A 25,925-nucleotide genomic window follows, 5' to 3' on the forward strand; every position below is an offset into this window, starting at 1 on the left:
ACATTCCGTGCTGAGAGAGACCCCTCACCCCAATGAGCTTGTGTCTGCTCGCGGCGCTGCCCTCTCCAAGGCGAGAGGGCGCAGCAATGCACATCGCAAGATGCAATCGACCTCTGTTCGATAAGTCTCTAAAACAGACGCATGCTCGGACGCATCTTCACGGTTGGTGGTTACACGCTGCTCTCGCGGCTGACGGGGTTTGCCCGCGACATCATGCTCGCGGCGATCCTCGGCGCCGGTCCCGTCGCCGACGCCTTTTTCGTGGCGCTGCGGCTGCCCAATCATTTTCGCGCGATCTTTGCCGAGGGCGCCTTCAACGCCGCCTGGGTGCCGGCCTATGCGCATGTCCATGGCGAGCGCGGGGAGGGGGCGGCAAAACTGTTCGCCGACCGCATCTTCACGCTGCTGTTGGCCTCGCAGGTGGTGCTGCTGATCGTCGCCTGGCTGTTCATGCCGCAAGCCATGAGCATTCTGGCGCCGGGCTTTTCCGAGGATGCCGAGCAGCGCAAGCTCGCGATCGAGCTCACCCGGATCACTTTTCCCTATCTGCTGCTGATCACGCTAGTGACGCTCTATGGCGGCATGCTCAACGTGATGCAGCGCTTCGCCAGCGCAGCCGCCGCATCGATCTTCCTCAACATCTCGATGATGATGACGCTGGCGCTCGCCGCCTGGTTTCCCAGCGCGGGCCACGCCGCGGCCTGGGGCGTCCTGATCTCGGGCTTCCTGCAATATTTTCTGCTCGCGGGCGATCTCGCGCGCCATGGCGGCCTGCCGCGCTTTGCGCCGCTGAGGCTCGATGAAGACGTCCGCGCTTTCTTCAGGGCGCTCGGGCCTGCGACGCTGGGCTCGATGGGTACACAGGTCGCGCTGTTCGCCGACACCATCATCGCGACCTTCCTGCCCGCCGGCGCGCTGTCGGCGCTGTACTATGCCGACCGCCTCAATCAGCTGCCGATCGGCGTGATCGGCATCGCCATCGGCACTGTGCTGCTGCCGGAGATGTCGCGGCGGATCACGGCCAACGACCATGACGGCGCGATGAAGGCACAGCGCCGCGCCTTCGACTTCACGCTGCTGTTCTCGGTGCCGTTCGTGGCCGCCTTCCTCACAGTGCCCGACGAGATCATGCGTGCGCTGTTCGCCCGCGGTGCGTTCTCGAAGGCCGATGCTGCTGCCGCCGGCGCCACGCTCGCGGCCTATGCCATCGGCCTGATTCCCTTCGTGCTGATCCGCAGCGCGGTCGCGACCTTCTATGCGCGCAAGGACACCGCAACGCCGGTTCGCGCCTCGCTGACCGGCATCGCGGTCAACGTCGCCCTGAAGATTGCCTTGATGGGGTCGCTGGCCCAGATCGGCCTGGCGCTGGCCACCGCCGTCGGCGTCTGGACCAATCTGCTGATGGTGCTCTTCTTCGCCGTGCGGCGAGGCTTTCTCGTGCTCGACCGCGCCTGGCTGACGTCGCTCGCCAAATTCCTGCTGACCGGGCTGATCCTGGCCGCCGCATTCTGGCTGATCGCGCATTTCAGCGCTTCTTCGCTGGCCGCGATGCACTTCCGGGATGAATTGACATTGGTTCTGTTGGCCGTCGGGGGCACGATCGTCTACGCACTCGCGATCCTCGGATTGTTCGGCCGCGGTTGGCTCGTCTCGCTGGTGCGCAGCTAGGCGCTGGAGCGACGTGCTCGCCTACAGGATGTGACCGACCTCTGCGCATCCCTTGATTTTGCGTTGTCGCCGTGGTACCAGCGTCCCATGATTAAATCGGTGCGCAACATCAACTCGATGCACATGACCCGCTTCGGCTGGGCCGTGGAAGGAGTCGCGCGCTAGAATTCGACGACGACATTTTTTCCACCAGGCCCCGCCGGCATCGGACGGGGCCTTTTTGTTTGGCCACGCTCCCTGCCGGCACAACAGCAGGAGCGTGCGATGCCACCACAACAGACGACCATCACATCCGGGACGGAGGGCGATGCTGCAAGGCGCGGCCTCGACCTCTCCATCGTCTTGAGCTTGCTCAAGCAATATTGGCGTGTGTTTCAGCAGCGGCGGGAGGGCCAGCTGGTCACCTTGCAGGACCTAAGTGACAGGGAGCTGATGGATATCGGCTTGACGCGCGGTGAGATCGATTACTTCACGCCCGAGCGTGCGATCGATCGTCTCAGAGATCGCATCACGGATCCATGGAGCCGAGGTGGGATGTAAGTGATCAACCATCAGAGATGGACATGTGCTTTGAGAACAAGCGGCGGTCAGTACGGCTGCTTGTTCTCAAGAGTGCACTGCGAGGTGAGTTCGGCAACTATCATGCCACCAACCGGATCGATGTTCACAGGGAAATGAGCGCTCTGCGGTCTTTCCGTCCCCTCCTGCTGTGACGAGCGAGGGCACGGACGATTTATCGCGGACTCTGCCCGCCTAAACCCGTTTGCCTTGCCACTTTTTCCACGGCAATATGGTCCGCAAAACAACCATAGGACGGGACAAGAAAATGGCGGCTCCCATCAAGTTCGGCGTTGGCCAAAGCGTGTTGCGCAAGGAGGATGATGCGCTCATCCGCGGCAAGGGCCGCTATACCGACGATTATGCGCCGCAGGCTGCGCTCCGCTGCCTGATGCTGCGCTCGCCGCATGCGCATGCCGAATTCACCATCGATGCGAGCCGCGCCCGTGGGCTTCCCGGCGTCGCGCTGATTCTGACCGCCGCCGAGGTTGGGGATCTGGGCGATCTGCCGTGCCTGTTCAATCTCGAGACCGACCCGTTCAAGGGACCTCCCTATCCGATCCTCGCCAAGGACGAGGTGCGCCATGTCGGCGATTCCATCGCCTTCGTGGTCGCCGAGACCATCGACCAGGCCCGCGACGCGATCGAGGCGATCGAGGTCAAATGGAGCCCGCTGCCGGCGGTGACCGGCGTCGTCAATGCCATCAAGAAGGGTGCGCCGCAGGTCTGGCCCGACAAGGCCGGCAACGTCCTGTTCGACGTCTCGATCGGCGACAAGGCTGCGACCGAAGCAGCCTTCGCCAAGGCGCATGCGGTCGCCGAAATCTCCATCGTCAATCCGCGCGTGGTCGCGAGCTTCATGGAGGCGCGCGCCGCTGTCTGCGAATACGATGCCAAGCGCGATCATCTGACCTTGACGGTCGGCAGCCAGGGCAGCCATCGGCTGCGCGACATCCTCTGCCAGAACGTGCTCAAGATCCCCACCGACAAGATGCGGGTGATCTGCCCCGACGTCGGCGGCGGTTTCGGCACGAAGCTGTTTCCTTATCGGGAATACGCCCTGTTGGCAGTCGCGGCGCGACAGCTGAAGAAGGCGGTGAAATGGGCGGCAGACCGCACCGAGCATTTCATGGGCGACGCGCAAGGCCGCGACAACGTCACCACCGCGAAGATGGCGCTGGCTGAAGACGGCAAATTCCTCGCGATGGATTGCGACCTGATGGGCGACATGGGCGCCTATCTGTCGACTTTCGGGCCCTACATTCCGCATGGCGGCGCCGGCATGCTGCCGGGCCTCTACGACATCCAGGCCTTCCATTGCCGGGTGCGCACCATCTTCACCAACAGCGTGCCTGTGGACGCCTATCGCGGTGCGGGCCGGCCTGAGGCGGCCTACGTCATCGAGCGGCTCGTTGATGCCTGCGCGCGAAAGCTCGAGATGACGCCGGATGCGGTGCGTCGCAAGAACTTCATCCAGCCGAAGGCGCTGCCGTACAAGACGGCCACGGGCAAGGTCTACGATTCCGGCGACTTCGCCGCGCATCTCAAGCGCGCGATGGAGATCGGCGACTGGAAGGAATTTTCCAAGCGCGCAAAACTCGCCAAGAAGAACGGCCTGATCCGCGGCATCGGGCTGGCGAGCTATGTCGAGGTCTGCGGCACCATGGGCGAGGAGACCGCCAATGTGCGGATGGACCCCAATGGCGATATCACCGTGCTGATCGGCACGCAGTCGAGCGGGCAGGGCCACCAGACCGCCTACGCGCAGATCGTCGCCGAGCAGTTCGGCGTCGCACCCGAGCGCGTCCACGTCCACCAGGGCGATACCGACATGATCGCCACGGGCCTCGGCACCGGCGGCTCGGCCTCGATTCCGTCAGGCGGCGTCAGCGTCGAGCGCGCCACCCGCGAGCTCGGCGAGAAGTTGAAGACGATCGCGGCGCAGGCGCTGGAAGCCAGCGCCGGCGACCTCGAGATTACGGACGGCATCGTGCGCATCGCCGGCACCGACCGTTCGATCTCGTTTGCCGATCTCGCCAAGCGCCCGGGCGCGGACCCGTCGAAGCTGAACGCGAGTGCGACCTTTGCCAGCGCCGACGGCACCTATCCCAACGGCACCCATGTCGCGGAGGTCGAGATCGATCCCGCGACCGGCATCATCAAGATCGTCAACTACGTGATCGTGGACGATTTCGGCAAGACGCTCAATCCGCTGCTGCTGGCAGGCCAAGTGCATGGCGGCGCCATGCAGGGCATCGGTCAGGCGCTGATGGAGCAGGTGGTCTATGGCCCCAGCGACGGCCAGCTCATCACCGCGACCTTCATGGACTACGCGCTGCCGCGTGCGGCTGACGGACCGGACTTCGTGTTCGAGACCGCCAACGTTCCCTGCACGACCAATCCGCTCGGCGTGAAGGGGGCGGGCGAGGCCGGCGCGATCGGCTCCTGTCCGGCCGTCGTCAACGCCATCGTCGACGCCCTCTGGCGCGAATACAAGATCGACCACATCGACATGCCGGCGACGCCTGAGCGGGTGTGGATCGCCATCAACGAGCACCATCGTCGTCACAGCCTGTGATTTCGCATGATCCGGAAAAGCGTGTAGCGGTTTTCCGACGAGATCATGCGCAACCAACAAAGGCGCGACGATTTTTCGTCGCGCCTTCCATGGAATGAAATTGGGCAAGCGGTGTTGGCCCCATTGTGGGGTCGGCGCGATCCTGTCTCAGGGAAAGGGATTTTGCGAATGAAGCGAGTGTTGGTTGTTGGGGGCGCGCTGCTGCTCGGCATGGGCGCGGTTTGGGCACAACAGGACTCCGTCAAGGAGGTGCAGACCCTCATGAAGGGCAATGGCAAGAACGCCGGCGCGGTGGCGGCGATGGTCAAGGGCGAGAAGCCCTACGACCAGGCCACGGTCGATACGGCCCTGGCGCAGTTCGAGGAGACCGCCAAGAAGCTGCCGAACCTGTTTCCGGCCAGCGCCAAGGGCATGAAGCCCGAGGGCGACTACAGCGCCTCGCCGAAGATCTGGGAAGACAAAGCCGGCTTCGACGCCAAGGTCGCAAGCTTCGCCAAAGTCGTCAGCGAGGCCAAGGGCAAGATCAAGGATCTCGACACGCTCAAGGCGACCTTCCCCGCCGTCGGCAAGGAATGCGGCGGCTGCCACGAGACGTTCCGGGTGAAGAACGGCTGAGGTTTTCGCAGCCCGGATGGAGCGCAAGCGAAATCCGGACTGCGGACATCGTGAAAGGGCGGTTGCGAGAGCAGCCGCCTTTTTTGTTGCGCGACCATGGTCGCGAGTCGCAACGCTGCGCCGCAGGAAAATCTGCGCGCAAGCCCTGACGGATCGTCGCTGGAGCAGCTATCTTCACGCCAACCGCGGCGACGTCGATGCGAGCTGTCGGACCCAGCGCCGCGAGCACTGAATCAGGAGCAGCGAGACAGGCCATGGCAAAACCGTTCCCGTCAAAGACCCACATCGGCAACCATATGCTGCATCCGGAAACCCTGATGCTGACCTATGGCTATGATCCGCAGCTGTCGGAAGGGGCCATCAAGCCGCCGGTGTTCCTGACCTCGACCTTCGTGTTCAAAACGGCCGAGGACGGGCAGGACTTTTTCGATTTCGTCGCCGGCCGGCGCGAGCCGCCGGAAGGGATGGGCGCGGGTCTGGTCTATTCGCGCTTCAATCACCCCAACAGCGAGATCGTCGAGGACAGGCTCGCGATCTACGAGCGCACCGAGAGCTGTGCGCTGTTCTCGTCAGGCATGGCGGCGATATCGACCACGATTTTGGCGTTCGTCCGCCCCGGCGATGTCATCCTGCACTCCCAGCCGCTCTATGGCGGCACGGAAACCCTGCTGACGAACACGCTGGCGCGTCTGTCGATCGGCGCCGTCGGATTCGCCGACGGCATCGATGAAGCGGCGATCAAACAGGCCGCGGACGAGGCGATGCGCAAGGGCCGGGTCTCGATGATCCTGATCGAAACGCCGGCCAACCCGACCAACGGCCTGGTCGACATTGCGATGATCCGCCGCGTCGCCGACGCCATCGGCAAGAGCCAGGGACACACCCCGATCATCGCCTGCGACAACACGCTGCTCGGTCCCGTGTTTCAGCGGCCGATCGAGCACGGCGCGGACATATCGCTGTACTCACTGACAAAATATGTCGGCGGCCATTCAGACCTGATCGCGGGCGCCGCGCTCGGCGCGAAGACAATCATGAAGGGCATCAAGCAGCTCCGCGGCGCGATCGGCACCCAGCTCGATCCGCATTCCTGCTGGATGATCAACCGCTCGCTCGAGACGCTGAGCCTGCGCATGGAAAAGGCCGATGCGAATGCGCGCCTCGTGGCGGCCTATCTGCGCGACCATCCCAAAGTCGCGAAGGTCCACTATCTCGGTCATCACGATGAGGCCTCGCCGGCCGGCCGCGTTTTCGCGCGGCAATGCCTGGGGGCGGGATCGACGTTCTCGTTCGACATCGCCGGCGGCAAGGCGGCGGCCGTGAAATTCCTCAACGCGCTGCAGATCCTCAAGCTGGCGGTGAGTCTCGGCGGAACGGAGTCGCTTGCGAGCCTGCCTGCCACCATGACCCATTCCGGCGTTCCCGCCGACATCCGCCAGAAAATCGGCGTGCTCGATTCCACGATCCGGCTGTCGATCGGCATCGAAAACCCCTCGGATTTGATTGCCGATCTCGGGCAGGCGCTGAACGCCGCGTGAGCGCGGAGCTCAAAACGGATTTGACGTGCGGCATGCCGAGATGATGGCTGCGGCAGCCTCGTTACCTTGCGCGCCCGAGAGCTGCCGCACGAGACAGATATAATAACCCTTGCTGGATGCGTTCAGCGCGGAGTCGCCGTTGACCACAAGCCAGTTGCAGGCGGAATGGATGTACTGCACGGCGAGGGCCGATCGCGTATCGCGGATTGCGGACAGCTCGCATTGAGCCTGCCTCTCCATATCGCTTTGCGCGACGACCGGTGCGGAGAATGAGAGAAACGCAACGGCCGCAATAGCGTCCGCCAGAATGTGCAATGGTGTGTGAGCAGGCTTCCGGCAGGCTCCTTGGTGCGATAGGATGTCAGAGAAGGCGGGATAATTCTCGTTGGGAGGGGTCATGTTGCGCCTTTTGCTCTGGAGGCGATCATAAAGCGTCAGATCGATGGCACAATGGTCGGCGTCGTCGCACAGCCAAAGTTGGGACATCCATGAACGATCCCTCCGCCCGATTGACGCAGCTTCACGCGCGGGTCGTCGAGCTGGCGCGGGCCCAGGACCCCTACGCTCACATCTTTACGGGCAAGGAGTTTCGGCGCGACTATGTGGCCGGTCGCACCATGGTCTGGAGCACGCTGTTCAGGGATATGCGCGATACGACGACCCGTATGCTCGAGATCGGCTCCAAGGAGGGGCGGTCCGCGCTGTTCTGGCTCGCGTTCTTCGCTGGTGCGCATCTGACCTGCGTCGACCTCTTCCCCGAGGAGGATGGCGGGCGCTTCGACCGCAATCTTGCCGCCCATGGCGCGCGCCTTCGCAAGATCGTGGGTACCTCGATCAAGGCGCTCGGCGGCTTGCGCGAAGAGAACGCGGTGTTCGATTTCATCTATGTCGACGGCAGCCATCAGCGCGACGACGTGATGATCGATTGCCTCGGGGCCTGGCGCCTGCTGCGCGTCGGCGGCGTGATGCTGATGGATGACTACACCTGGAAGCCTGACAATCCCGACGCAGAGCGCGTCGCGCCCGCCGTCGACACGTTCCTGGCCTGGCACGGCGATGCCGAGGTGATCCTGAAGAGCCATCAGGTCGCGGTGCGGAAGCGCCCCGCCTGAGACGCCGAAAATCGAAACGCCGGAATCGAAAAGACCGGACTTGCGTCCGGCCTTTCCGCGACGAAGCGGCGTTTTCGCCTACTTCGTCACCTGACCGCGGATCTCGCCACCCGGATTGGCCGCGGTGTGGATGTTGACGTAGAGCTTGCCGGCCAACAGATCGGCGGCCTGGGCGTCGGTCAGCGTCGCCGAGCCTTCGACCGGACTGCTGGCGGCACCGGGGATCGGGACCGCGACGCCGGCGTTCTTGCCGGTCTCGGCCGGGCCGTGGAAATGGGCCGCGGTGGCGGGGCCGGACAGGCCGGAATAGCTGAGCTTCCAGGACAATTTCTTGCTGGCGGCGTCATAGTCCAGATCGGCCGTTCCCGTGCCGCTGCTGGTCGTTGCCGGCACCTCGGACTTGGCGTCGAGCGTTGCTTTCAGCTTTTCGGCGCTCGCCGAGCCGGTAAAGGCAACGGCGCCGAGCGCGAATACGGCGATGACGGTTTTGTTCATAACATTCTCCCTGCTGGCCTCAAAGGGCTGCCAAACTTCCAACAGCCGCCGTTTCAGTTTATTCCCGTCGCCGCGGGGGACTGCTTAAATTCTTCGTGGCTGGAGCCGCGCGGATATCGGTCATAGGCTCGACCCAACGCGTGGATGGACCGAATGTTGCAACGAACAATTTTGGCGGCGCTGTTCGCAGCGATTGCCGCGGCCGGCGTCTATTGGTGGCTCAGCGCGCCGGTGGTGGCCGCGGTGAGCGCCGGGCCGGCCCACGTCCCAAACCTCGCCAATGGCGAGGTGATATTCAACGCCGGCGGCTGCGCATCCTGCCATGCCGTTCCCGACCAGCCCGATCGTCTCAGGCTCGGCGGCGGGGTCGCGATCAAGTCGCCGTTCGGAACGTTCTACGCGCCCAACATCTCCTCGGATCCGACCTACGGCATCGGCAAATGGAGCGAGGCCGATTTCGTCAACGCGGTCATGCGCGGGGTCTCACCTGGCGGGCAGCATTATTTTCCCGCCTTTCCCTACACCTCCTATCAGCACGCCAAGCGCGAGGACGTGCTCGATCTCTTTGCCTATCTGAAAACGTTGCCGGCCGTTGCAGGAAAAGTGCGTGACCACGACGTGCCGTTTCCGTTCGACATCAGGCGCAATGTCGGCATCTGGAAATTCCTGTTTCTGGACGGCAAGCCGTTCGTCGCCGATGGCACCAAATCGCCGCAATGGAATCGCGGCGCCTATCTCGTGAATAGTTTTGGCCATTGCGCCGAATGCCACAGCCCGCGCAACGCGCTGGGCGGCATCATCTCGGGCGAGCGCTTTGCCGGCGGGCCCAATCCGGAAGGCGAGGGATGGGTGCCGAACATCACGCAGAAGCGCCTTGGCGAATGGAGCGTGAAGGATTTTTCCTATTTCCTGAAGACAGGCGAATTGCCCGACGGCGACAGCGTCGGCGGCGCGATGACGCGCGTGATCAAGAACATTTCGCAATTGCCTGAAGCGGATCTTGCGGCGATGGCGGATTACCTGAAGTCGCTGCCGCCGGTGGAAGGTCCGACGCGGCCTAAGCGCAAGGAGGGTGGCGCCTGACGCAGGCCGTTTCCAATTGACACGCAGGGAGCGCACCCGCATGTTTTGCTGCCGGTTGAGAGTTGGAATTGCGTCACGATGAGTTGTCTGGTCTTTGCGCGAGTAGTGCCTGTTGTTTCGACGCGTGATTGTGCCGGGCCGGATGCAGCAGGCCTCACGGTTCAACCGTTTGGTTGAGATGGCGAGCACAGCAAAACTCCCGATCGTGCTCCATGGGCGTTTCCTGACGCTGTTTCGGGCCGCTCTCGGACAGGGCCAGACCGCCATCGACGCCTATCGGGACTGGCGCGCCTCCGAGCCGCTGGAGGCTGCCGACGAGATCGTCTACCGCACCATGCCGCTGCTCGTCGCCACGGTCGACCGGGCCGGGATCGTGGATGCCGACACCAAGCGGATGCGCGGCGTCGTCAAGCATGTCTGGTTGTCGAACGCGACGCGGGTTCGCGATCTCGTCGAGGCCAACAGGGCGCTTGAAAGCTCCGGCATCGCGGCGCTCCTGATCAAGGGTGGTGCGCTGTTTGCGCGCGACGAGAGCTACATGGCGAAGCGCATGACGGGGGATTACGATCTCCTGGTTCGCCGCGTTGAGGCGCCTCGCGCGATCGAGGTGCTGCGGCAGGCTTCGTTCCGCAGCCATGGCATGAAGGTCGAGCTGTTCTCGGAGTCCGATTTCGACCGCGACATCCATGCTGTCGCGATGTCGCGGGCCGGCTTCGGCCGTGCCATCGATCTGCACTGGCGCGCGATCTTCTGGCTCGACGACCAGAGCTTTACCGAAGAATTGTTCAGGACCGCCGAACGGGCGAAGCTGCTGACCCATGACGTGCTGATCCCGGGCCTTGCCGAGCAGCTGGCGATCGCGGCCATGCGGCCGGAGCCTGCCGATCAGAAGGAGATGGTTTTCCGCGCGCTCGAGGTCGTCCACGTCCTGGAAAACTACGGCGACAAGGTCGATTGGGATCGCTTCCGTTCGATCGTGATGCGCTACAACGGCAGCCTGTTCGCGGCGCAATTGCTCGACGTCGTCGCGCGGGAGATGCCGGCGCTCGTGCCGGATGGTCTGGTGAGCCAGTTGTGGAGCTACGCGCCGCCCGGGAAATCCGTCGAGGTCGCGGTGCGCGCGGTGCCGCGGGCGCAGCGCACGCAATGGCAGCATTTCCGGGGCGCCTTCTTCGCGTCATTGCGCGCGCAGTTCAAGGCGCCGTTTCGCGGGTTGGATTGGCTGAGGCTGCCAGGCGCGGCCATCGCCGCGTTCGACGCCAGCGTCACGCATTTTCCCCTGTTTCGGGACGCGATCCTGAAGCGGATCTGGCAGCAGGCGGCTGATACGACGCATCCGCTGCGCGGAAAGGACGTCTGGTTCGGGCAGGGGTTTTCCATCCCGGAAGACGAGGGACGGTGGACCGATCATCAGTTCGCCGTCATCGACGTGCCGGTCAATGGGCAGTCGCAGACGTTCGCCGTGGTCGAGCTAGGAGTGATCCCGTTCCTGCCGCCGGCCACCGAGAGCTTTCGTTTCGCGGCCTATACCGGCGCCGGTGAGGTGTTGCAGATGATCGCGGGGCGTAACGACCCGATGCCGTTCAAGCTGACGCTGAAAGCGAAGATCGTCGGCACGGGCGAGCGGAAGATCGTCGTTGCGTTGCGGATGCTCGACGTCGGGCGTCCGATGGATATCGGCCATTCGATCGACCATCGCCTGCTCGGATTGTTCGTGAAGTCGGTGTCGGTCGACGGCGTGCCGGTGTTTACTCCGGCGGCCGCTGCGCCTTGATGGCCTTGCGTAACGCCATCAGCGTCTGGACGTTCTGCGCGTCCGTATTGATGCGTCCGCCATTGCCGAGATGCAGGCGACGCCGGACGACGATGTCATCGACATGGGCGGTTTTCAGCCCGCTTTGCTTGGCGCGCCCGAGCCAGGCGATGAAGAAGGTCGCCGGCAGCGTCTCGTCGAACGCACCGGTCCGGTCGAGCGCGGCACGGTGGATCAGCATGCATTGCTTCAGCTCGCCCGGCATGGTCTCGACATCAGGTTTGAGGCGCGCGCGGTGCTCTTCGGGTACATCGGGGCTGACGAATTGCTGCACCTTGCCGAACGCGGCCTCGGTGCCGCCGTCGCGTTCAAGCAGTGCCAATTGCAGTTCAAGCTTGCGCGGGGTCCAGAGGTCATCCGCATCGCAGAAGCCGATCAGCTTGCCGCGTGCGAGCGCCAGGCCCTTGTTGACGGCGACGGCCTGACCGCTGTTCGCCTGAGTCAGCGCGACAATGCGATCACTGAAGCCATCGAGAATGCCGCGCGTACCGTCGGTCGAGCCGTCGTCGATGACGATGACCTCATCGGGCGGCACCGTCTGGCCGAGCACGCTTTCGATCGCCTCGGCAATGTAGGCCTCGGAATTGTAGGCGGCGATGACCACGGAGACGCGCATGCGGCCTCACAGCCGTTCGAGCTGGTGGGCGAAGGCTGCGGGAATCTGCATCGGCGCGGTGCCGGTGTCGGCGAAGAACACCGGTGCGAGGCCGGCGATCTTCGCCACCTTGGCAGCGATCTCGTTCGGCCATCCCGGCAATTCGTAAGCGGTGGTCGGCAGCAGCGCGCGAAACGCGTCCGACTGTTTTGCCGGTGCAAACTCGGGCGTTGCCGCGCCGCGCCGGCGCGGGATGAACGTCGCGCGCAGCTTGCCGCCGCCGATGCGGTCGCCGAGATCGGCGAGGCTCAGCTCATGGCGCGGCTCGCCGTTGAAATCCGAGACCGCCGTGGTTTCGCCGATGAAGCTCTGAAAGGTCTCGACGAGGGCAGGGCGCAGGCGCGCCGAGCAGAACAGCGGCTCGATCTGGCCGGTGGCGCTGTTGACCGCGACAAAGTCGTCACCCGCATAGCGCCAGCCGGCTTTCGTGCAGGCCAGCGCCGCGGTTGTCTTGCCGCTGTGGCCTTCGCCTGCGAGCAGCGTAAAACCTGCGTCGTGTCCCACGGCCGCGCCATGCACGGCGCACCAGGGCGTGTCGTGCATCATGGCATGGATCAGCGAGATCGCGGGGCGGCTGCGGATCCAGGGCGGCGCTTCGCCCTTCGGCAGCCAGGCAATGCCGCGCCTTGCCGTGAGGTCGACCGCATAGAGCACGGGAACGACGGCGGGCTGCCAGACCGAATAGATGCCGTCCTCGATCAACAGGCGCGGCTTCTCGGCGGCCTCCGGCACCAGCGCGGAGAGATCATGGTGGGCGGCGGTGATGAAGCGCAGATCGAGATCGATGGTCGCGGGCCCGCTCCGGATGTAGGCCGGCAGGAACATGTCAGCCAGATCCTGCGAGGCAAAGCCGAGACGCAAGCCGAACGGGCCGCAGCGTGCGTGCGCTTCGACCGGCACCGGGTTGGCGAAGATCGCCGCGATCTCCTGCCGGATGAGGCCGCTAGCTTTCATGAGGCTCGCGCAGCGGCCAGCCTTCCTCGCCGGCGTCATGCACGGGATCCATCAGCAGCAGCTCCCGCAGATTGTCGAAGCGCTGGAATTCCGGGGCGGCAAAAGTGCCCGACAGCACCGGCGACCATGTCTCGGCGCGCCCATCGGCATCGCCTTTGGCGATGAGCCCTTCTGCCAGCATGCTGTCGACGAAGGCCTGCACCTGTTGTGTGATGGACGGCACATCGCCGCTGGTCGCGGCCGAGAGGGCGCTGCCGATCTCCTCAACCGTTCGGTTGGCCTTGAGGCCGAGCCAGATTTGCGCGGCGCTGCCGTCGAGGTTGTAGTAGACGCCGTTCTGATAGTTGGCGAGCACCACTTCACTATCAAATTGCTGGCTGATCAGCAGCGGCACCGAGGTGGTGAGGGCCATGACTTGCTCAGTGCTCACTTCAATTTCCAGAAACTCTATTTCAGGCACCGGACGCTAGCACAGGCACTCGGCCGCGCAACCATGCGGCTTGCGCCAAATGCGGGCAGTCAGCTTGCGCCGAATGCCTTGAAGGTGATGATGGTGAGGGTGTCCTGGATGCCCGGCAGAACCTGCACCTTCTCGTTGATGAAGTGGCCGATGTCGGTGTCGTTGTCGACGTAAAACTTCACCAGCAGATCGTAATGGCCGGCGGTGGAGTAGATCTCGGAGGCGATCTCGGCTTCGGCAAGCGCATTGGCGACCGTATAGGATTGGCCGAGCTTGCATTTGATCTGGACAAAAAAGGGAACCATTGCAGTCACTCCGAAGGCATATTCTCCAGGCCAATAGGCCAAAACTCGCCGGATTTAGCAAGCGGGCTCGCCGATCATTCTTGCCGGTCCTGGGCGCGCGCGCTAGGACCGTCCATGGCCTAAAAACTCGGAAAAGCTGCCCATGACGACCCCCGTCGCGCTCACCATCGCCGGCTCCGATTCCAGCGGCGGCGCCGGCATCCAGGCCGACCTCAAGACCTTTGCCGCGCTCGGCGTCTATGGCGCCTCCGCCATCACGGCGCTGACCGCGCAGAACACGCGCGGCGTGACCGGCATTCACGCGGTGCCGGCCGAATTCGTCACCGCCCAGATCGATGCCGTATTCTCCGATCTCGAAATCGGCGCGGTGAAGATCGGCATGGTGGCGCAGGCCGCCAGCATCGATGCGATCGCGGCTGCGCTGACGCGCTGGAAGCCGGCGCATGTCGTGCTCGATCCCGTGATGGTCGCGACATCGGGCGATCGCCTGCTCGCGTCCGAAGCCGTCGAGGCACTGCGGACAAAGCTGATGCCGCTGGCCTCGGTGATCACGCCCAATCTGCCGGAAGCCGCGGCTTTGCTCGACGAGCCCATTGCACGAAGCGAGGCCGCGATCGAAAGCCAGGGGCGCCGGCTGATGGCGCTCGGCTGCCGCGCGGTCCTGATCAAGGGCGGGCACGGCGAGGGCGCCGAGAGCACCGACTATCTCGTCGATGCCCAAAAAACGATCGCGCTCGCCGCGCCGCGCGTCGCCACCCGAAACACCCATGGCACCGGCTGCTCGCTGTCCTCGGCGGTCGCAGCCGGGCTCGCGAAGGGCGAAGATCTCGAGCAGGCCGTGCGCAATGCCAAGGCCTGGATCAGCGCCGCGATCGCGGCCGCCGACCGTTTCAGCGTCGGTCACGGCCACGGGCCGGTCCATCATTTCCACAAGTTTTACTGACACGGGCGGCGCGCGGCGCGGCCCGGTTCACCCTCCAGGGGAGGGTAAGAGCATTGCCCGTCCCATTCCGTAGCTTTGCGGAGGCCGCTGCGGCCTCATGTCGCCTGATTGTCGCATGCGACTGATATTCGCGGGGAGAGCGAGGCAAGGTCTGATTCGTATCTGAGGGTGCCTCAAGGGTTCAATCTGTCATCCCCCTGTCACGGGACGTTTGGTACAGGCTGGCGCATGGGAAGTTACGATGTGAGTGACGAGAGCCCGGAGCGGCGCTTTCGCACGTTGTTTATCTCCGACGTTCATCTCGGAGCCCGCGGTTCTCAAGCCGATCTCCTGCTCGACTTCCTGCGCTACCATGACGCCGACACGATCTATCTCGTCGGCGACATCATCGACGGCTGGGCGTTGAAGTCGAGCTGGCACTGGCCGCAATCGCATAACGATCTCGTCCAGAAGCTGCTGCGCAAGGCGCGCAAGGGCGCCAAGGTCATCTACATCCCCGGCAATCACGACGAATTCCTGCGTAACTATTACGGCACGCATTTCGGCGGCATCGACGTGGTCGAGAACACCGTCCACACCGGCGCGGACGGCAAGCGCTATCTCGTCATCCACGGCGACATCTTCGATCTCGTGGTGCAGAACGCGCGCTGGCTCGCCCATCTCGGCGACAAGGCCTACGACTTCGCGATCCAGATGAATCGCTTCGTCAACTTCTTCCGGCGCTTGTTCAAGGTGCCCTATTGGTCGCTGTCGCAATGGGCCAAGCAGAAGGTCAAGAACGCCGTCAATTACATCGGCGCGTTCGAGCAGGCGCTCGCCGCCGAGGCGCGCCGTCACGACGCCGACGGTGTGATCTGCGGCCACATCCATTATGCGGTGATCCGTGACGAGGGCGGCATCCGCTACATGAATTGCGGCGACTGGGTCGAGAGCTGCACCGCGCTGGTCGAGCACGACGACGGTCATTTCGAGATCATCACCTGGGCGGACCATGCGCAGAAGCCGGCGCAGGTCCCGCAGGTGGCAGCCAGAGCTGCATAAAAAGGGCCGCCCGATGCGCATCCTGGTCGCGACCGACGCCTGGCACCCGCAAGTCAACGGTGTGGTTCGGACGCTGACCAAGCTTGCTGATGCCGCGGAGGCGCTTAATGTTGAAGGTCTTGATGTTCAAGGTCTTGATGTTCAAGGTCTTGGCGCCGAATTCACGTTCCTGACGCCGCAATCGTTCCGCACCTTCGCGATGCCCAGCTATCGCGATGTGCGGCTCGCCATGCCGCGCCCGGCGCGAATTGCAAAACTGATCGAGGAAGCGCAGCCGGACAGCATCCATATCGCGACGGAAGGGCCGATCGGCCTGATGGTCCGCCGCTATTGCCGCCAGCGCAAGCTGCCGTTCACGAGCAGCTTCCACACCCGCTTTCCCGAATATGTCCGTGCCCGGATGCCGGTTCCGGAATCTCTGATCTGGCGGGCACTGCGCCGTTTCCACAGTCCCAGCCGTGCGGTGATGGCGGCGACGCCTGCGCTCGCGCGGGAATTGACCGAGCGCGGCTTCGATAATGTGGTGCTGTGGCCGCGCGGCGTCGAGACAAAACTGTTCCATCCCCGCGCGATCGACCTCTGCTTGCCGGCGCCGGTGTTCCTGTCGGTCGGCCGCGTCGCGGTGGAGAAGAATCTCGAGGCCTTCCTCGACCTCGATCTGCCCGGCACCAAGGTGATTGTCGGCGACGGCCCGGCGCGTGCCTCGCTTGAAGAGGCCTATCCCGACGCGATCTTCCTCGGCGAGAAGCACGGCGAGGCGCTGGCGGAAATCTATGCGGCTGCCGACGTGTTCGTATTCCCAAGCAAGACCGACACGTTCGGACTGGTCCTGCTGGAGGCGCTCGCAAGCGGCCTGCCGGTTGCAGCCTTCCCAGTGAAGGGCCCCCGCGACGTGATCGGCGATGCGCCCGTCGGCGCGCTCGATCACGACCTGCGCAACGCCTGCTTCGCGGCGCTCGACGTCTCCCGGCAGGACTGTGTGGAGTTCGCCTCCAACTACACCTGGGAGGCCTCGGCGAGGGCCTTCATAGACAGCATTTTGGCGGTCGGCGCGGTGCTGCCGGGCCGAAGCGGCACGGAACAGCCACGCTTCGTCGCCTGAGGCGACGAAATCCTCGCGCGGAGGTGTCTTGCCCGGGCCTGATCGGCCACGGTAAGGTCAGACATGACCGAACAGCTCCTCCCGATCGGCCCTGCCGATATCGATGCCGCAGCGCGCGTGCTCGCGCCCTACGCCGTCCGCACCCCGCTGTTGTCCTTTCCCGTGCTCAACGAGCGCGTCGGTGCCAAAGTGTTCCTGAAGCCGGAGATGCTCCAGCGCACCGGCTCCTTCAAATTCCGCGGCGCCTTCAACAAGGTGTTCTCGATCCCGCAGGACAAGCGCGTCGGCGGCGTCGTCGCGTTCTCGTCCGGCAACCATGCGCAAGGTGTGGCGGCGGCGGCAAAAATCCTCGACATGCAGGCGACCATCGTGATGCCCGCGGACGCGCCGCTCTCGAAGCGCGAGCGCACCAGATCCTATGGCGCCGAGGTCGTGCTGTACGACCGCTACAACGACGATCGCGAGGCGATCTCGCGCGGCATCGCCGAGAAGCGCGGCGCGACGCTGGTCAGGCCCTATGACGATCCCTTCGTGATCGCGGGCCAGGGCACCGCCGGGCGCGAGATTGCCGAGGACATGGCAAGGCTGGGCCTTAGCCCCGACATCGTGGTGGCGCCGGCCTCCGGCGGCGGCCTGATCGCGGGCGTTGCAACCGCCGTGAAGGCGCGCTATCCGCTGGCCGAGATCGTGGTGGCCGAGCCCGAGGCGTTTGACGATCACAGCCTTTCGCTGACTGCGGGTCACCGCGAGCCGCATGCGCCCGCGGGCCGCACCATCTGCGACGCACTGATGGCGCTGATCCCCGGCGAGATGACCTTTGCGATCAACAGCAAGCTGCTGGCGCGCGGCGTGACCGCATCGGACAAGGAAGTCGGCGCGGCGGTTTCGTTCGCCTATCACGAGCTCAAGCTCGTGGTAGAGCCCGGCGGTGCCGTCGGCCTCGCCGCGTTGCTCGCGGGGCGTCTCAACGTCGCCGGCAAGAACGTGGTGATCGTGCTCTCCGGCGGCAATGTCGATGCCGATTTGTTTGCCGAGCTGGTGGCCTGATTCTCTAACCTTCTGACATGAAGAAGGGGCAGAGCGTCGTCGCTCTGCCCCTTCTTTGTGTGCGCTTTTAGCGCGATCAGTGCATGAAGCCGCGGTGGTTATTGCCGCCGCCGTTGCTCTGCGACTGGTTCATCGACTGGCGGAAGTTGCTGTTGCCGTTGTTGATGATCCGGTTGGTGGTGTTGAACTGCGGGCGGGTGTTCTGCACCTGCACCTTGTTCACTGGGTTGTTGTTGATCTTCACGCCGTTGTTGACGCGGATCGGATTGTTCTGGGTCTGAACGACCGGCTTGGTATCAACCGTCGAGCCGCCCTTGCCGATATTCACCGGCATGCTCACGATCTTGCCGGGCGTGCCGTTGCCGGCATTCTGGTTGTTGTTGGTCGCAGGCAAGGTCACGATCTTGCCGATGCCGCCATTGTTCGTCGTCGTGTTGGTCGGCGCAGGCAGGGTGACGATCTTTCCCGGGGACTGCGACGGCGTGCCGTTCATCTGCGATCCGCCATTACCCTGCTGCATCAGCGGCATGTATTTGGGCTGGCCGAGATTGCCGATCTTGAAGGTCGGGTTGATGTTCTGCGGCGCCAGGAACTTGGTCGCCTGCATCAGGGGGATCTGCTTCGGCTGAGCCTCGAGCTTCAGCGCGACCTGCGCATAAGGCGTGTTGCCGTAGCTGTCGTAAAAACTCTTGTAGCCGAGCGGCGAGTTCGCCAGCACCGCCTTGTGCCAGGCCTGCGTGAGCTGCAGGTTATTGAGCAGCCAACGGACGTGATCGCACAAGGGGTCGTGCGGGTACATCTGGATGAACTCCTGATAGTACTCCGGCCGTGCCTCGGACACGACGTAGTCATAGGCCTGGCGCGTCGAACGGCTCGGCAAATTGGAGGCCATCTGCACGACAGGCGTATTCACCGGCGCGCGGTTGGCGGCCACCGCTGTGTCGCCGAAGAAGGTGAAGTCCGACGTCAGCGAGGAGCTCTCCCACGGGATCTGCGCGCCGAGTGTGGTCTGGTTCACCTGAAGGCGCACGCGCTTGAACAGCTGCTCGATCGGCACGTTGGGTTCGCGCGCGACGTTCAGGAAGGCCTGCGTATAGGGGCTGTGGCCGCCCGTGCCGTCCTGCGCTTCGGCGCCCGGTGCGGTCGAGTAGCCGACGATCGAGCCGTTCGGCGCGTCGACGATGGCAAGGCCGCGGCCGGCGTCGTTGACGTTCGGAAACGGATTGTTGCGGCAGGCGTCGAGGATGACGATGCGCATGCGGCTCGGGATCGTCTCCAGCGTCGACATCACGTCGACGAGGCGGACCGAATTGTTGACGAGCTCGGTCTGGCTCGACACCTTGGCGTCGACCGGAACCAGATAGTTCTCGCCGGCGAGCTGCACGCCGTGACCGGCGTAGTAGACCATGGCCACCGTGTTCGGACCGCGCGCGGACACTTTTGCGGAAAAGTCCTGGACGACGCGGAGCATGTCGTTCTGGGTCAAATCGGTTGCGGCGACCACCTCGAAGCCGGCCGAATTCAGAAACTGCGCCATCGACTCCGCATCATTGTCGGGATTGGCGAGCTGCGGCGCGTTCTGGTAGTTCGAATTGCCGATCACCAGCGCCACGCGCTGCTCCGGGCCTTGCAGCGCGGTGGGGGCAGGCTGGACCGGGGCGACTTGCGCGGAAACGGGGCCGCAGGCGAAGCCGAACAGGCTTCCCACGAGGCTAGCCGTCATCAGGAAAGGCTTTAGGCGGAACATGGCGTGCTCCTCTGGCACTGATCTCGGTGCGAGATTGGTTGCGGGGAAGCCTGACCGCGTTCGAGCCGGTGGTCCGTGATGACGATCACCGTGCTAGTATGCGTGATCTGAATCACGCTGGAACCGGACGTCACATGCTGAAATCGATCGATCCGATCCTCACGCCCGATCTGCTCTGGCTGCTCGCCTCCATGGGCCATGGCGACGACCTCGTGTTCGTCGATGCCAATCATCCGGCCGCCCGCATCGCGCAGAGCACCACATCGCAGCGCCTGATCCAGCTGCCGGGCATGAGCATGGAAGCTGCCATTCGCGCCATCATGTCGGTCTATCCGCTCGATGATTTCGATCCCGATCCGGTGCGCGTGATGGCGCCGGTCGACGATCCCGATCGCGTCCCCGACGTGCAACGCGCGGTGCTGTCGGAGATCGAGCGCTCGGTCGGCCGCGCCGTTGCTCCAGGAAAACTCTCGCGTCCGGATTTTTATCGCGCGGCGGCGGCGGGCTTTGGCGTCGTGCAGGTCGGCGACAGCAGGGGCTATGGATGCTTCCTGATCAGGAAGGGCGTGATCAGCTAGGTGACGTCGTCGGCTCGGAAGGCCAGCCGATGCGAAGCGGCGAAAAGTCTCGCACCCGAATTTGAATGGCCATCTCGCGATCGACTGTCTATGGTCGATCCATGTCGCGCCTAATGTGTCTATCCGTTGCTGTCATCCTGTCGCTGCTGCCCGCTATCGCGTCCGCTGCGTCAACTCAAAAACGCCCCAAGCAGGCATGGCATGGCTACGGCTTCCTGCCGGGCTATCGTCAGCCGCTGAGCAACAGCGTTCCGCTCTACAAGCAGAAAGAGGCGATGCGGCGCATGTCGCGCAGCGACCGCCGCCACTGGTACATCGACCCGGTTCCGCAATATTACGGCTGGGATGGCGAGTGGCGCTATTTCGGCCGGCCCGGCTTCGGCGGCGGCCGCTACAATGGCGGCAGTTTTGGGCCGTGCTGGACGCGGACGCCGATCGGCGCGGTTTGGAATTGTGGTTGAGCAGGCGATTGCGCTGAACTCGCAACGACGAGCCCAAGCAGCGAATACTTGTTTGCCCCGTCATCCTGAGGTGCTCGCCCCTTCGGCGAGAAGGGCGACGGCCCGGCTGCATCGGGGCCGTTGATCCTTCGAGGCTCTTAGCGCAATGCTAATGCACTGCGCAGTTCGCGCCTCAGGATGACGGTGGTGTGTGCCTCATTCTCCTCTCGCGCCCCGGACCCAGCGCAGCGTCTCTTCGACCGGTTCAGGAGCCGGGATCGCGGACTGCGCCTTTTTCCGGGCAAATGCTCGAGCCAGCTTCATAGTCGGAGCCTCGACGGCCAGATGAAGCATGAAAGCGGCCGCGGTGCTTGCAGCAAAAGCGATTGCGATATCGATGAAGATGGGCAGTGGCGTCGCGTGCAGGAGGGAAAGGACCAGGTACCCGGTTGCCAGATGCACGACATAGAGCGGATAGCTGATCCTGGCGTAAAAGTCGGCGAGGCGGTTGCGGGATTCGAACTTCTCGGAAAACTTCATCGCGAGGGCAAAGATCGCCAACGCGGCTGCATAGCTCCAGATGCGCCCTATCCATTGGATGGAAATGCCTCGATACTCGCTGACAATCCAAGTCAATGCGAACAGCGCGAAGATGGCCCCAGCGCGGTGCGTGAGTTCACGCCTCGAGGAGGCGCCGATCCAGTATTCGAAGAATGATGATCCAATCAGGATGAAGCAGACAAACTGAGCGTCCGAAAGGAGCTGACGCGCGGCAACGCCTGAGGAGGAGGGAAGGACCAGAGACAGCACGAGCGTGGCGGCTCCAATGCCAAGGCCGATGCCTGTCACAGGCAGGCTGGCGCCGTTGCGCCGGATCGACATGGCGATGAATGCGACGAGGTAGAACTTGATCTCGACTTCCAGGGTCCAGATGATTGGATCGATATAGGCGGTGTTAAATACCTGCCGAACCCCGGGGAAGGTATGCGCCACCATCTGCGCTGCGGAGTACGGTAGGCCTCTGCCGTAAATCCAGCCTGCGATCGCATGTGCCGTCAGCACAACCATGAAGCCTACGGCGTAGGTCGGATATATACGCAGAGCTCGGTTCAGCAGGAATTGCGATGGTCGATAGCTCCGAACGGAGTTGGCGATGACAAATCCGCTGAGGAGAAAGAAGAGACCAACTCCGAACGCTCCCCAGTCTATGTTGGGGACGAACGGACGCGGCAGTTGAACGGGAAACTGGTAAAGGAAAGGGAGCCAAAAGGTCTTGACCGGCGGCACATCGGGCAGGTTGCCCCATATTTTCGGCGGCCACCCGAAGATCCAGAACATTGCATAGTGGTAGAATACGACCGAGACGGCCGCGATACCTCTCAGCTTGTTGGCGAATTCAATTCGTGGGCCTGTATGCTCGGAGCGAGGCTGAAGCGGCGGCGTTTCGTTTGAGTCCATGGCCGCGACACTATAGCAGGAGCGTATGCCCGTCTCCGCCAATTTCCGCGGACTATGCTGTCGGGAGGGCGCTACCGGAGCGGGCTTGGCGCAGCATGCCCCTACGAGAAGAACGCGATCTTCTCGGCTTGCGTCATGCGGCGGATCGGTGCGAGGGCGTCGTTGGCGGCGGCGCGGGGCTTTTGCAGGATGCCGCTGGCGAGGATGGTTGCGCCGAGCGATTGCTCGGGCAGGGACGCTGACAAGGGGGACGGCATCGGGAGCGTCGCGCTCGGGCTCGCGGCGAATATCGCGTTGGCGGCGACGGCCTGCTGCGGTTGCTCCATCACCTCGGCGGCGGCTTCTGCAATCGCGTTGGTGAGACGCGCTAGCGATTCCATCGCGATCGGCGCTTCCTCGGCAGGCTCTTCCATGATCGGTGCGACGGCGGGCGCCGGTGCGACCGGTTCCGGAAGCTCGGCGGCAATCGGCGCTGCGACCTCGATCGGCTCTGGAACTGGCGCTTCCATCTCGACCGGTTCGACGATCGCGTCGAACTCCGGATCGGGCGCGGCCATCTCCAGCGCGATGGCATCGAGGATGGCTTCGTCCTCGGCTTCCGCGGCGGCATCGAGCGAGAACTCGTCGGTCACCTCCGCGAAGGAGGCGGGCTCGACGATCTCCTCTTCGTGCGCGACGTGGTTGCCGGCGACGATCTCCGGCTCGATGGCGACGTCCATCGGTTCTTCGGCCATTGCGAGCGCTTCGACGCTGCTGGACGCTTCAATTGCTGCTTCGGGCTCGATAGCCTCCGCGATCTCTTGCGGCGCCTCGGTAAAAGCCACGGGTGCTTCGCTGACTACCGCCGCAGGCTCCGCCACGGATGACGGTGCTTCCTGTACCGCGGCCGGCGCGGGACTGGCTGCCGCTTGCGGCGCTGTGTCGCCCTCAGCATCGAGCTGCCCGACCCGATCCCTGAGCAGATCGAATGCGGCCTTGAGCTCGACGCGGGGGTCGAGGGTCGAAATCTGTCCGCAGGCCGCCTCGATCGAGGCAAGCTGCGAATCAATGAGGTCGCAGATTCGTCCGTCGGCGCCGATCTCGCGCCAGCGCCAGGAGATCTCCTTGATGATGCGGATGCCGCGCGGGATCGCCGCGAGGCTGGCCTCCATCGCCGCGGGATCGACGGCCGAGATCGCGATGGTCTCGGCTTCGCGAATCGCGCGGCGGATCTCGATCAGTGCTTCGGGCAGGCGGTCCTCGACGACAGGTTGTCGCTGTGCCGCAAGGGTTTCTTCGATTTTCGCGACCGCGTCGAGCACCATGCTGGTGTCGGCATTGCGGTTGCGCTTGGCATATTCGCCGAGGAACCAGCGGCCGCGCGCGGTCTCCATGAAGGCTTCGCTGATCGCGTCGTAATCCTGCTCGTTCGGCTCGGCCGCGCGGGCAGACATGGGCGAGAGGGCGAATGCTTCGTTGGCCATGACAATCTCGTCGCGCAAATCAGTACGCGTTACTGTAACGATCACCACGATATCGACCGAATCGCAATTGGTTTGATGCCGCCCGAATCACAAATCCCCATCGCAGCAGCCGTCAAGCGGCGATTCGCCGTGAGTCTTGCGCTGTTCTATTCGGCGGTCTTTGCTGTTTCAGGCACGCATCTGCCGTTCTTCCCGGTCTGGCTGAAGTCGATCGGCATCGACGCAAGCTGGATCGGCCTGATCAACGCGCTGCCGGCGATCACGCGCTTCACCACGCTGCCGCAGATCACCGCCTTTGCCGAAAAGCGACACGCCATTCGCACCGCCATGATGGTGTCGGTGCTGGCGACCGCGATCGGCTTCACCGCAGTCGGCTTGCAGCAGCAGCCACTGGCGCTGTTCCTGATCTATGCACTGACCTGCATGATGTGGACGCCGACGACCCCGCTGACCGATGCCTATGCGCTGCGCGGTGTCGCGCGCTACGGGCTCGACTACGGGCCGTTGAGGCTGTGGGGTTCGGCGGCGTTTGCCGCCGGCTCGCTCGCCTGCGGCTTTCTCGTCGACCACATCGCGGCGCGCGATCTCATCTGGGTGATCGTCGCATGGGCTGTGGTGGCAGTCGGCGCCAGCCTGCTGCTGCAGCCGCTCGACGATGTCAGGCGAAAGACGGCCGAGACGCATCCAACCAAGGCGCTGCTGCGCGATGGCGGCTTCTGGGCCGTGATCGCGGCGGCCGCGCTGATCCAGGGCAGCCACGTCGCCTATTACACGTTCTCGGCCATCAACTGGCAGCTCCACGGTCTCGGCGGGCTGACGATCGCGGGGCTGTGGACGTTGGGCGTGATCGCCGAGATCGTCGTGTTCGCGCTGTCGCCGCGCTTCTCGCTGCATCCGTCCACGCTGATCGCGATCGGGGGGCTAAGCGCCGTGGTGCGCTGGATCGTTACCGCCAACGAGCCGCCGCTCGCGCTGCTTGCGATCGTGCAGCTCGGCCACGGCCTGACCTTCGGCATGACCATTGTCGGCACGATGAATTTGCTGGTGCAGCGTGTGCCCGCGCATCAGATCGCACGCGGGCAGGGCTATTATGCCGCGTGCAGCGGATTATTGGGCGCGACGACCTCGATCGCGTCAGGCGCGATCTACGCCCGCATCGGCGACAGCCTGTACTACGTCATGGCTGCGATGGCCGCTGCCGGTGCGCTCGTGATCTGGTCGGCGCGGCATCGGCTGATCGCTCAGCCCCAGAGCGAAGGGGCCGGCGGATAGACCAGGCTGTCGTCATAACGAAGGCCATGGTCGCGATCGTGCGCCAGCAGCAGCGGGCCGTCGAGATCGACGAAGCGCGCCTGCGGCGTCACCAGCATGGCCGGGGCCATCGACAGCGAGGTCGCGACCATGCAGCCGATCATGATCTCGAAGCCGAGCGCCTGCGCGGCGTCGGCCATGGCGAGGGCCTCGGTGAGGCCGCCGGTCTTGTCGAGCTTGATGTTCACGGCGTCGTAGCGCGCGCGCAAGGGAGCGAGCGAGCCCCGGTCGTGCACGCTCTCATCGGCGCAGACCACGAGCGGGCGCTTGATCCGCGCCAGCGCGTCATCCTTGCCCGCTGGCAATGGTTGCTCGACCAGGGTGACGCCGACGGCATCGCAGGCGGCAAGGTTCCGCTCCAGATTGGCCTCGGTCCAGGCCTCGTTGGCATCGACGATCAGCTCGGATTCGGGAGCGGCCTTGCGCACGGTCGCAATCCGCTCCGGATCGCCGTCGCCGCCGAGCTTGATCTTGAGCAGCGGACGGTGCGCGGCCCTGGCGGTCGCCGTGGCCATGGCCTCGGGGGTGCCTAGCGAGATCGTGTAGGCCGTGGTGCGCTCGCCGGGGACCGGACGGTCGAGCAGGTTCCAGGCCCGCAGGCCCGCCGCCTTGGCCTCCAGGTCGATCAGGGCGCAGTCCAGCGCGTTACGGGCGGCACCGGGCGGCATGGCGGCTTGCAGGGCCTTTCGCGACAGGCCGCCCGCCACGGCCGCCTGCATGGCCTGGATAGCCGCCAAGGTCGCCTCGGGGGTCTCGCCATAGCGCGGATAGGGCACGCATTCACCGCGGCCAGTCAGGCCGTTCCGGCTGATTTCGGCCACGACGGTCACGGCCTCGGTCTTGGCGCCCCGGCTGATGGTGAAACTGCCGGCGATGGGAAAGCGCTCGATTCGCGCGGTAAGGGCCGGAACTTTGCTGGAAGTCATTTTGAACTCTGGCGAAATCTGAACCTGCTAGTTAC

Annotated in this window: 25 protein-coding genes; 15 read left to right on the top strand and 10 right to left on the bottom strand. The window is 64.2% G+C overall.

The genetic code is table 11. The features are described 5' to 3' along the window. Positions 1–141 precede the first annotated feature (141 nt). From murJ to IVB29_RS33635, 5 genes are all read left to right on the top strand, one after another. Positions 142–1,668 (top strand): murein biosynthesis integral membrane protein MurJ, encoded by a 1,527-nt coding sequence (gene murJ, locus IVB29_RS33615; RefSeq protein ID WP_247507721.1) that lies wholly within the window; start codon positions 142–144, stop codon positions 1,666–1,668. Between the two features lie 264 nt (positions 1,669–1,932). Beyond that, the gene (locus IVB29_RS33620; RefSeq protein ID WP_247507722.1) at positions 1,933–2,208 is read left to right on the top strand and encodes a DUF1127 domain-containing protein; all 276 of its coding nucleotides are present in this window, start codon (positions 1,933–1,935) and stop codon (positions 2,206–2,208) included. A 286-nt stretch (positions 2,209–2,494) separates the two neighbouring features. Next, positions 2,495–4,804 carry a xanthine dehydrogenase family protein molybdopterin-binding subunit gene (locus tag IVB29_RS33625; RefSeq protein WP_247507723.1) on the top strand — a complete coding sequence of 770 codons (2,310 nt, stop codon included), beginning with the start codon at positions 2,495–2,497 and terminating at the stop codon, positions 4,802–4,804. A gap of 168 nt (positions 4,805–4,972) precedes the next feature. Beyond that, a complete protein-coding gene (locus IVB29_RS33630; protein ID WP_247507724.1) occupies positions 4,973–5,419 on the top strand; it encodes a cytochrome c in 447 nt (148 codons plus the stop codon). A 254-nt stretch (positions 5,420–5,673) separates the two neighbouring features. Beyond that, on the top strand, positions 5,674–6,957 hold the full coding sequence (locus tag IVB29_RS33635; protein WP_247507725.1) for a cystathionine gamma-synthase family protein: 1,284 nt from the start codon (positions 5,674–5,676) through the stop codon (positions 6,955–6,957). A 9-nt stretch (positions 6,958–6,966) separates the two neighbouring features. Here IVB29_RS33635 and IVB29_RS33640 read toward each other — a convergent pair whose 3' ends face one another. Then, entirely contained in the window at positions 6,967–7,443 is a 477-nt protein-coding gene (locus IVB29_RS33640; protein WP_247507726.1) for a VF_A0006 family four-cysteine protein, read from the bottom strand. 2 nt (positions 7,444–7,445) lie between these two features. Between IVB29_RS33640 and IVB29_RS33645 the strand changes: the two genes are divergently transcribed. Then, on the top strand, positions 7,446–8,069 hold the full coding sequence (locus IVB29_RS33645; protein WP_247507727.1) for a class I SAM-dependent methyltransferase: 624 nt from the start codon (positions 7,446–7,448) through the stop codon (positions 8,067–8,069). Positions 8,070–8,147: 78 nt separating this feature from the next. On the opposite strand, the gene IVB29_RS33650 is transcribed toward IVB29_RS33645, so the two are convergent. After that, a complete protein-coding gene (locus IVB29_RS33650) occupies positions 8,148–8,564 on the bottom strand; it encodes a CHRD domain-containing protein (RefSeq protein ID WP_247507728.1) in 417 nt (138 codons plus the stop codon). Positions 8,565–8,717: 153 nt separating this feature from the next. Here IVB29_RS33650 and IVB29_RS33655 point away from each other — a divergent pair, with 153 nt between their 5' ends. Both IVB29_RS33655 and IVB29_RS33660 read left to right on the top strand, forming a co-directional pair. Next, entirely contained in the window at positions 8,718–9,647 is a 930-nt protein-coding gene (locus IVB29_RS33655) for a cytochrome c (RefSeq protein ID WP_247507729.1), read from the top strand. Between the two features lie 178 nt (positions 9,648–9,825). Next, complete coding sequence (locus IVB29_RS33660; protein ID WP_247507730.1) at positions 9,826–11,421, top strand: nucleotidyltransferase family protein; 1,596 nt, start codon at positions 9,826–9,828, stop codon at positions 11,419–11,421. Here IVB29_RS33660 and IVB29_RS33665 read toward each other — a convergent pair. The 4 genes from IVB29_RS33665 to IVB29_RS33680 all read right to left on the bottom strand — a co-directional run bounded on the left by IVB29_RS33665 (position 11,396) and on the right by IVB29_RS33680 (position 13,834). Continuing rightward, positions 11,396–12,076: a glycosyltransferase family A protein gene (locus IVB29_RS33665; RefSeq protein ID WP_247507731.1), complete on the bottom strand. Its 681-nt coding sequence runs from the start codon at positions 12,074–12,076 to the stop codon at positions 11,396–11,398. The two genes, IVB29_RS33660 and IVB29_RS33665, sit on opposite strands and share 26 nt — an antisense overlap. A 6-nt stretch (positions 12,077–12,082) precedes the next feature. Continuing rightward, the gene (locus tag IVB29_RS33670; protein ID WP_247507732.1) at positions 12,083–13,069 is read right to left on the bottom strand and encodes a hypothetical protein; all 987 of its coding nucleotides are present in this window, start codon (positions 13,067–13,069) and stop codon (positions 12,083–12,085) included. Then, positions 13,059–13,481, bottom strand: coding sequence for a PqqD family protein (locus IVB29_RS33675; RefSeq protein ID WP_247507733.1), 423 nt, complete (start codon positions 13,479–13,481; stop codon positions 13,059–13,061). Before IVB29_RS33675 ends, IVB29_RS33670 begins: the two co-directional genes overlap by 11 nt. A 107-nt stretch (positions 13,482–13,588) precedes the next feature. Beyond that, positions 13,589–13,834: an Lrp/AsnC ligand binding domain-containing protein gene (locus tag IVB29_RS33680; protein ID WP_045008738.1), complete on the bottom strand. Its 246-nt coding sequence runs from the start codon at positions 13,832–13,834 to the stop codon at positions 13,589–13,591. A 142-nt stretch (positions 13,835–13,976) separates the two neighbouring features. Between IVB29_RS33680 and thiD the strand changes: the two genes are divergently transcribed. From thiD to IVB29_RS33700, 4 genes are all read left to right on the top strand, one after another. Beyond that, entirely contained in the window at positions 13,977–14,777 is an 801-nt protein-coding gene (thiD, locus tag IVB29_RS33685; RefSeq protein WP_247507734.1) for a bifunctional hydroxymethylpyrimidine kinase/phosphomethylpyrimidine kinase, read from the top strand. Positions 14,778–15,005: 228 nt separating this feature from the next. After that, positions 15,006–15,818: a UDP-2,3-diacylglucosamine diphosphatase gene (locus IVB29_RS33690; RefSeq protein WP_247507735.1), complete on the top strand. Its 813-nt coding sequence runs from the start codon at positions 15,006–15,008 to the stop codon at positions 15,816–15,818. Between the two features lie 13 nt (positions 15,819–15,831). Further along, positions 15,832–16,920 carry a glycosyltransferase family 1 protein gene (locus IVB29_RS33695; RefSeq protein ID WP_247507736.1) on the top strand — a complete coding sequence of 363 codons (1,089 nt, stop codon included), beginning with the start codon at positions 15,832–15,834 and terminating at the stop codon, positions 16,918–16,920. Between the two features lie 63 nt (positions 16,921–16,983). Then, positions 16,984–17,967, top strand: coding sequence for a threonine/serine dehydratase (locus IVB29_RS33700; protein WP_247507737.1), 984 nt, complete (start codon positions 16,984–16,986; stop codon positions 17,965–17,967). 76 nt (positions 17,968–18,043) lie between these two features. On the opposite strand, the gene IVB29_RS33705 is transcribed toward IVB29_RS33700, so the two are convergent. After that, entirely contained in the window at positions 18,044–19,714 is a 1,671-nt protein-coding gene (locus IVB29_RS33705; RefSeq protein WP_247507738.1) for a caspase family protein, read from the bottom strand. 134 nt (positions 19,715–19,848) lie between these two features. On the opposite strand from IVB29_RS33705, the gene IVB29_RS33710 reads away from it, so the two are divergent. Both IVB29_RS33710 and IVB29_RS33715 read left to right on the top strand, forming a co-directional pair. Next, complete coding sequence (locus tag IVB29_RS33710; protein WP_247507739.1) at positions 19,849–20,292, top strand: RbsD/FucU domain-containing protein; 444 nt, start codon at positions 19,849–19,851, stop codon at positions 20,290–20,292. A 65-nt stretch (positions 20,293–20,357) separates the two neighbouring features. Next, on the top strand, positions 20,358–20,753 hold the full coding sequence (locus IVB29_RS33715) for a hypothetical protein (protein WP_247507740.1): 396 nt from the start codon (positions 20,358–20,360) through the stop codon (positions 20,751–20,753). Between the two features lie 195 nt (positions 20,754–20,948). Here the strand turns inward: IVB29_RS33715 and IVB29_RS33720 are convergent, their stop codons facing one another. Then, on the bottom strand, positions 20,949–22,190 hold the full coding sequence (locus tag IVB29_RS33720) for an acyltransferase (RefSeq protein WP_247507741.1): 1,242 nt from the start codon (positions 22,188–22,190) through the stop codon (positions 20,949–20,951). Positions 22,191–22,291: 101 nt separating this feature from the next. After that, on the bottom strand, positions 22,292–23,653 hold the full coding sequence (locus tag IVB29_RS33725; protein WP_247507742.1) for a hypothetical protein: 1,362 nt from the start codon (positions 23,651–23,653) through the stop codon (positions 22,292–22,294). A gap of 75 nt (positions 23,654–23,728) precedes the next feature. Between IVB29_RS33725 and IVB29_RS33730 the strand changes: the two genes are divergently transcribed. Further along, on the top strand, positions 23,729–24,925 hold the full coding sequence (locus IVB29_RS33730; protein ID WP_247507743.1) for a major facilitator superfamily domain-containing protein 6: 1,197 nt from the start codon (positions 23,729–23,731) through the stop codon (positions 24,923–24,925). Here the strand turns inward: IVB29_RS33730 and dgcA are convergent. After that, complete coding sequence (dgcA, locus tag IVB29_RS33735) at positions 24,895–25,890, bottom strand: N-acetyl-D-Glu racemase DgcA (protein WP_247507744.1); 996 nt, start codon at positions 25,888–25,890, stop codon at positions 24,895–24,897. The two genes, IVB29_RS33730 and dgcA, sit on opposite strands and share 31 nt — an antisense overlap. Positions 25,891–25,925 lie beyond the last annotated feature (35 nt).

Origin of the sequence: Bradyrhizobium sp. 1 (assembly GCF_023073315.1) — a bacterium.
Classification (GTDB): domain Bacteria; phylum Pseudomonadota; class Alphaproteobacteria; order Rhizobiales; family Xanthobacteraceae; genus Bradyrhizobium.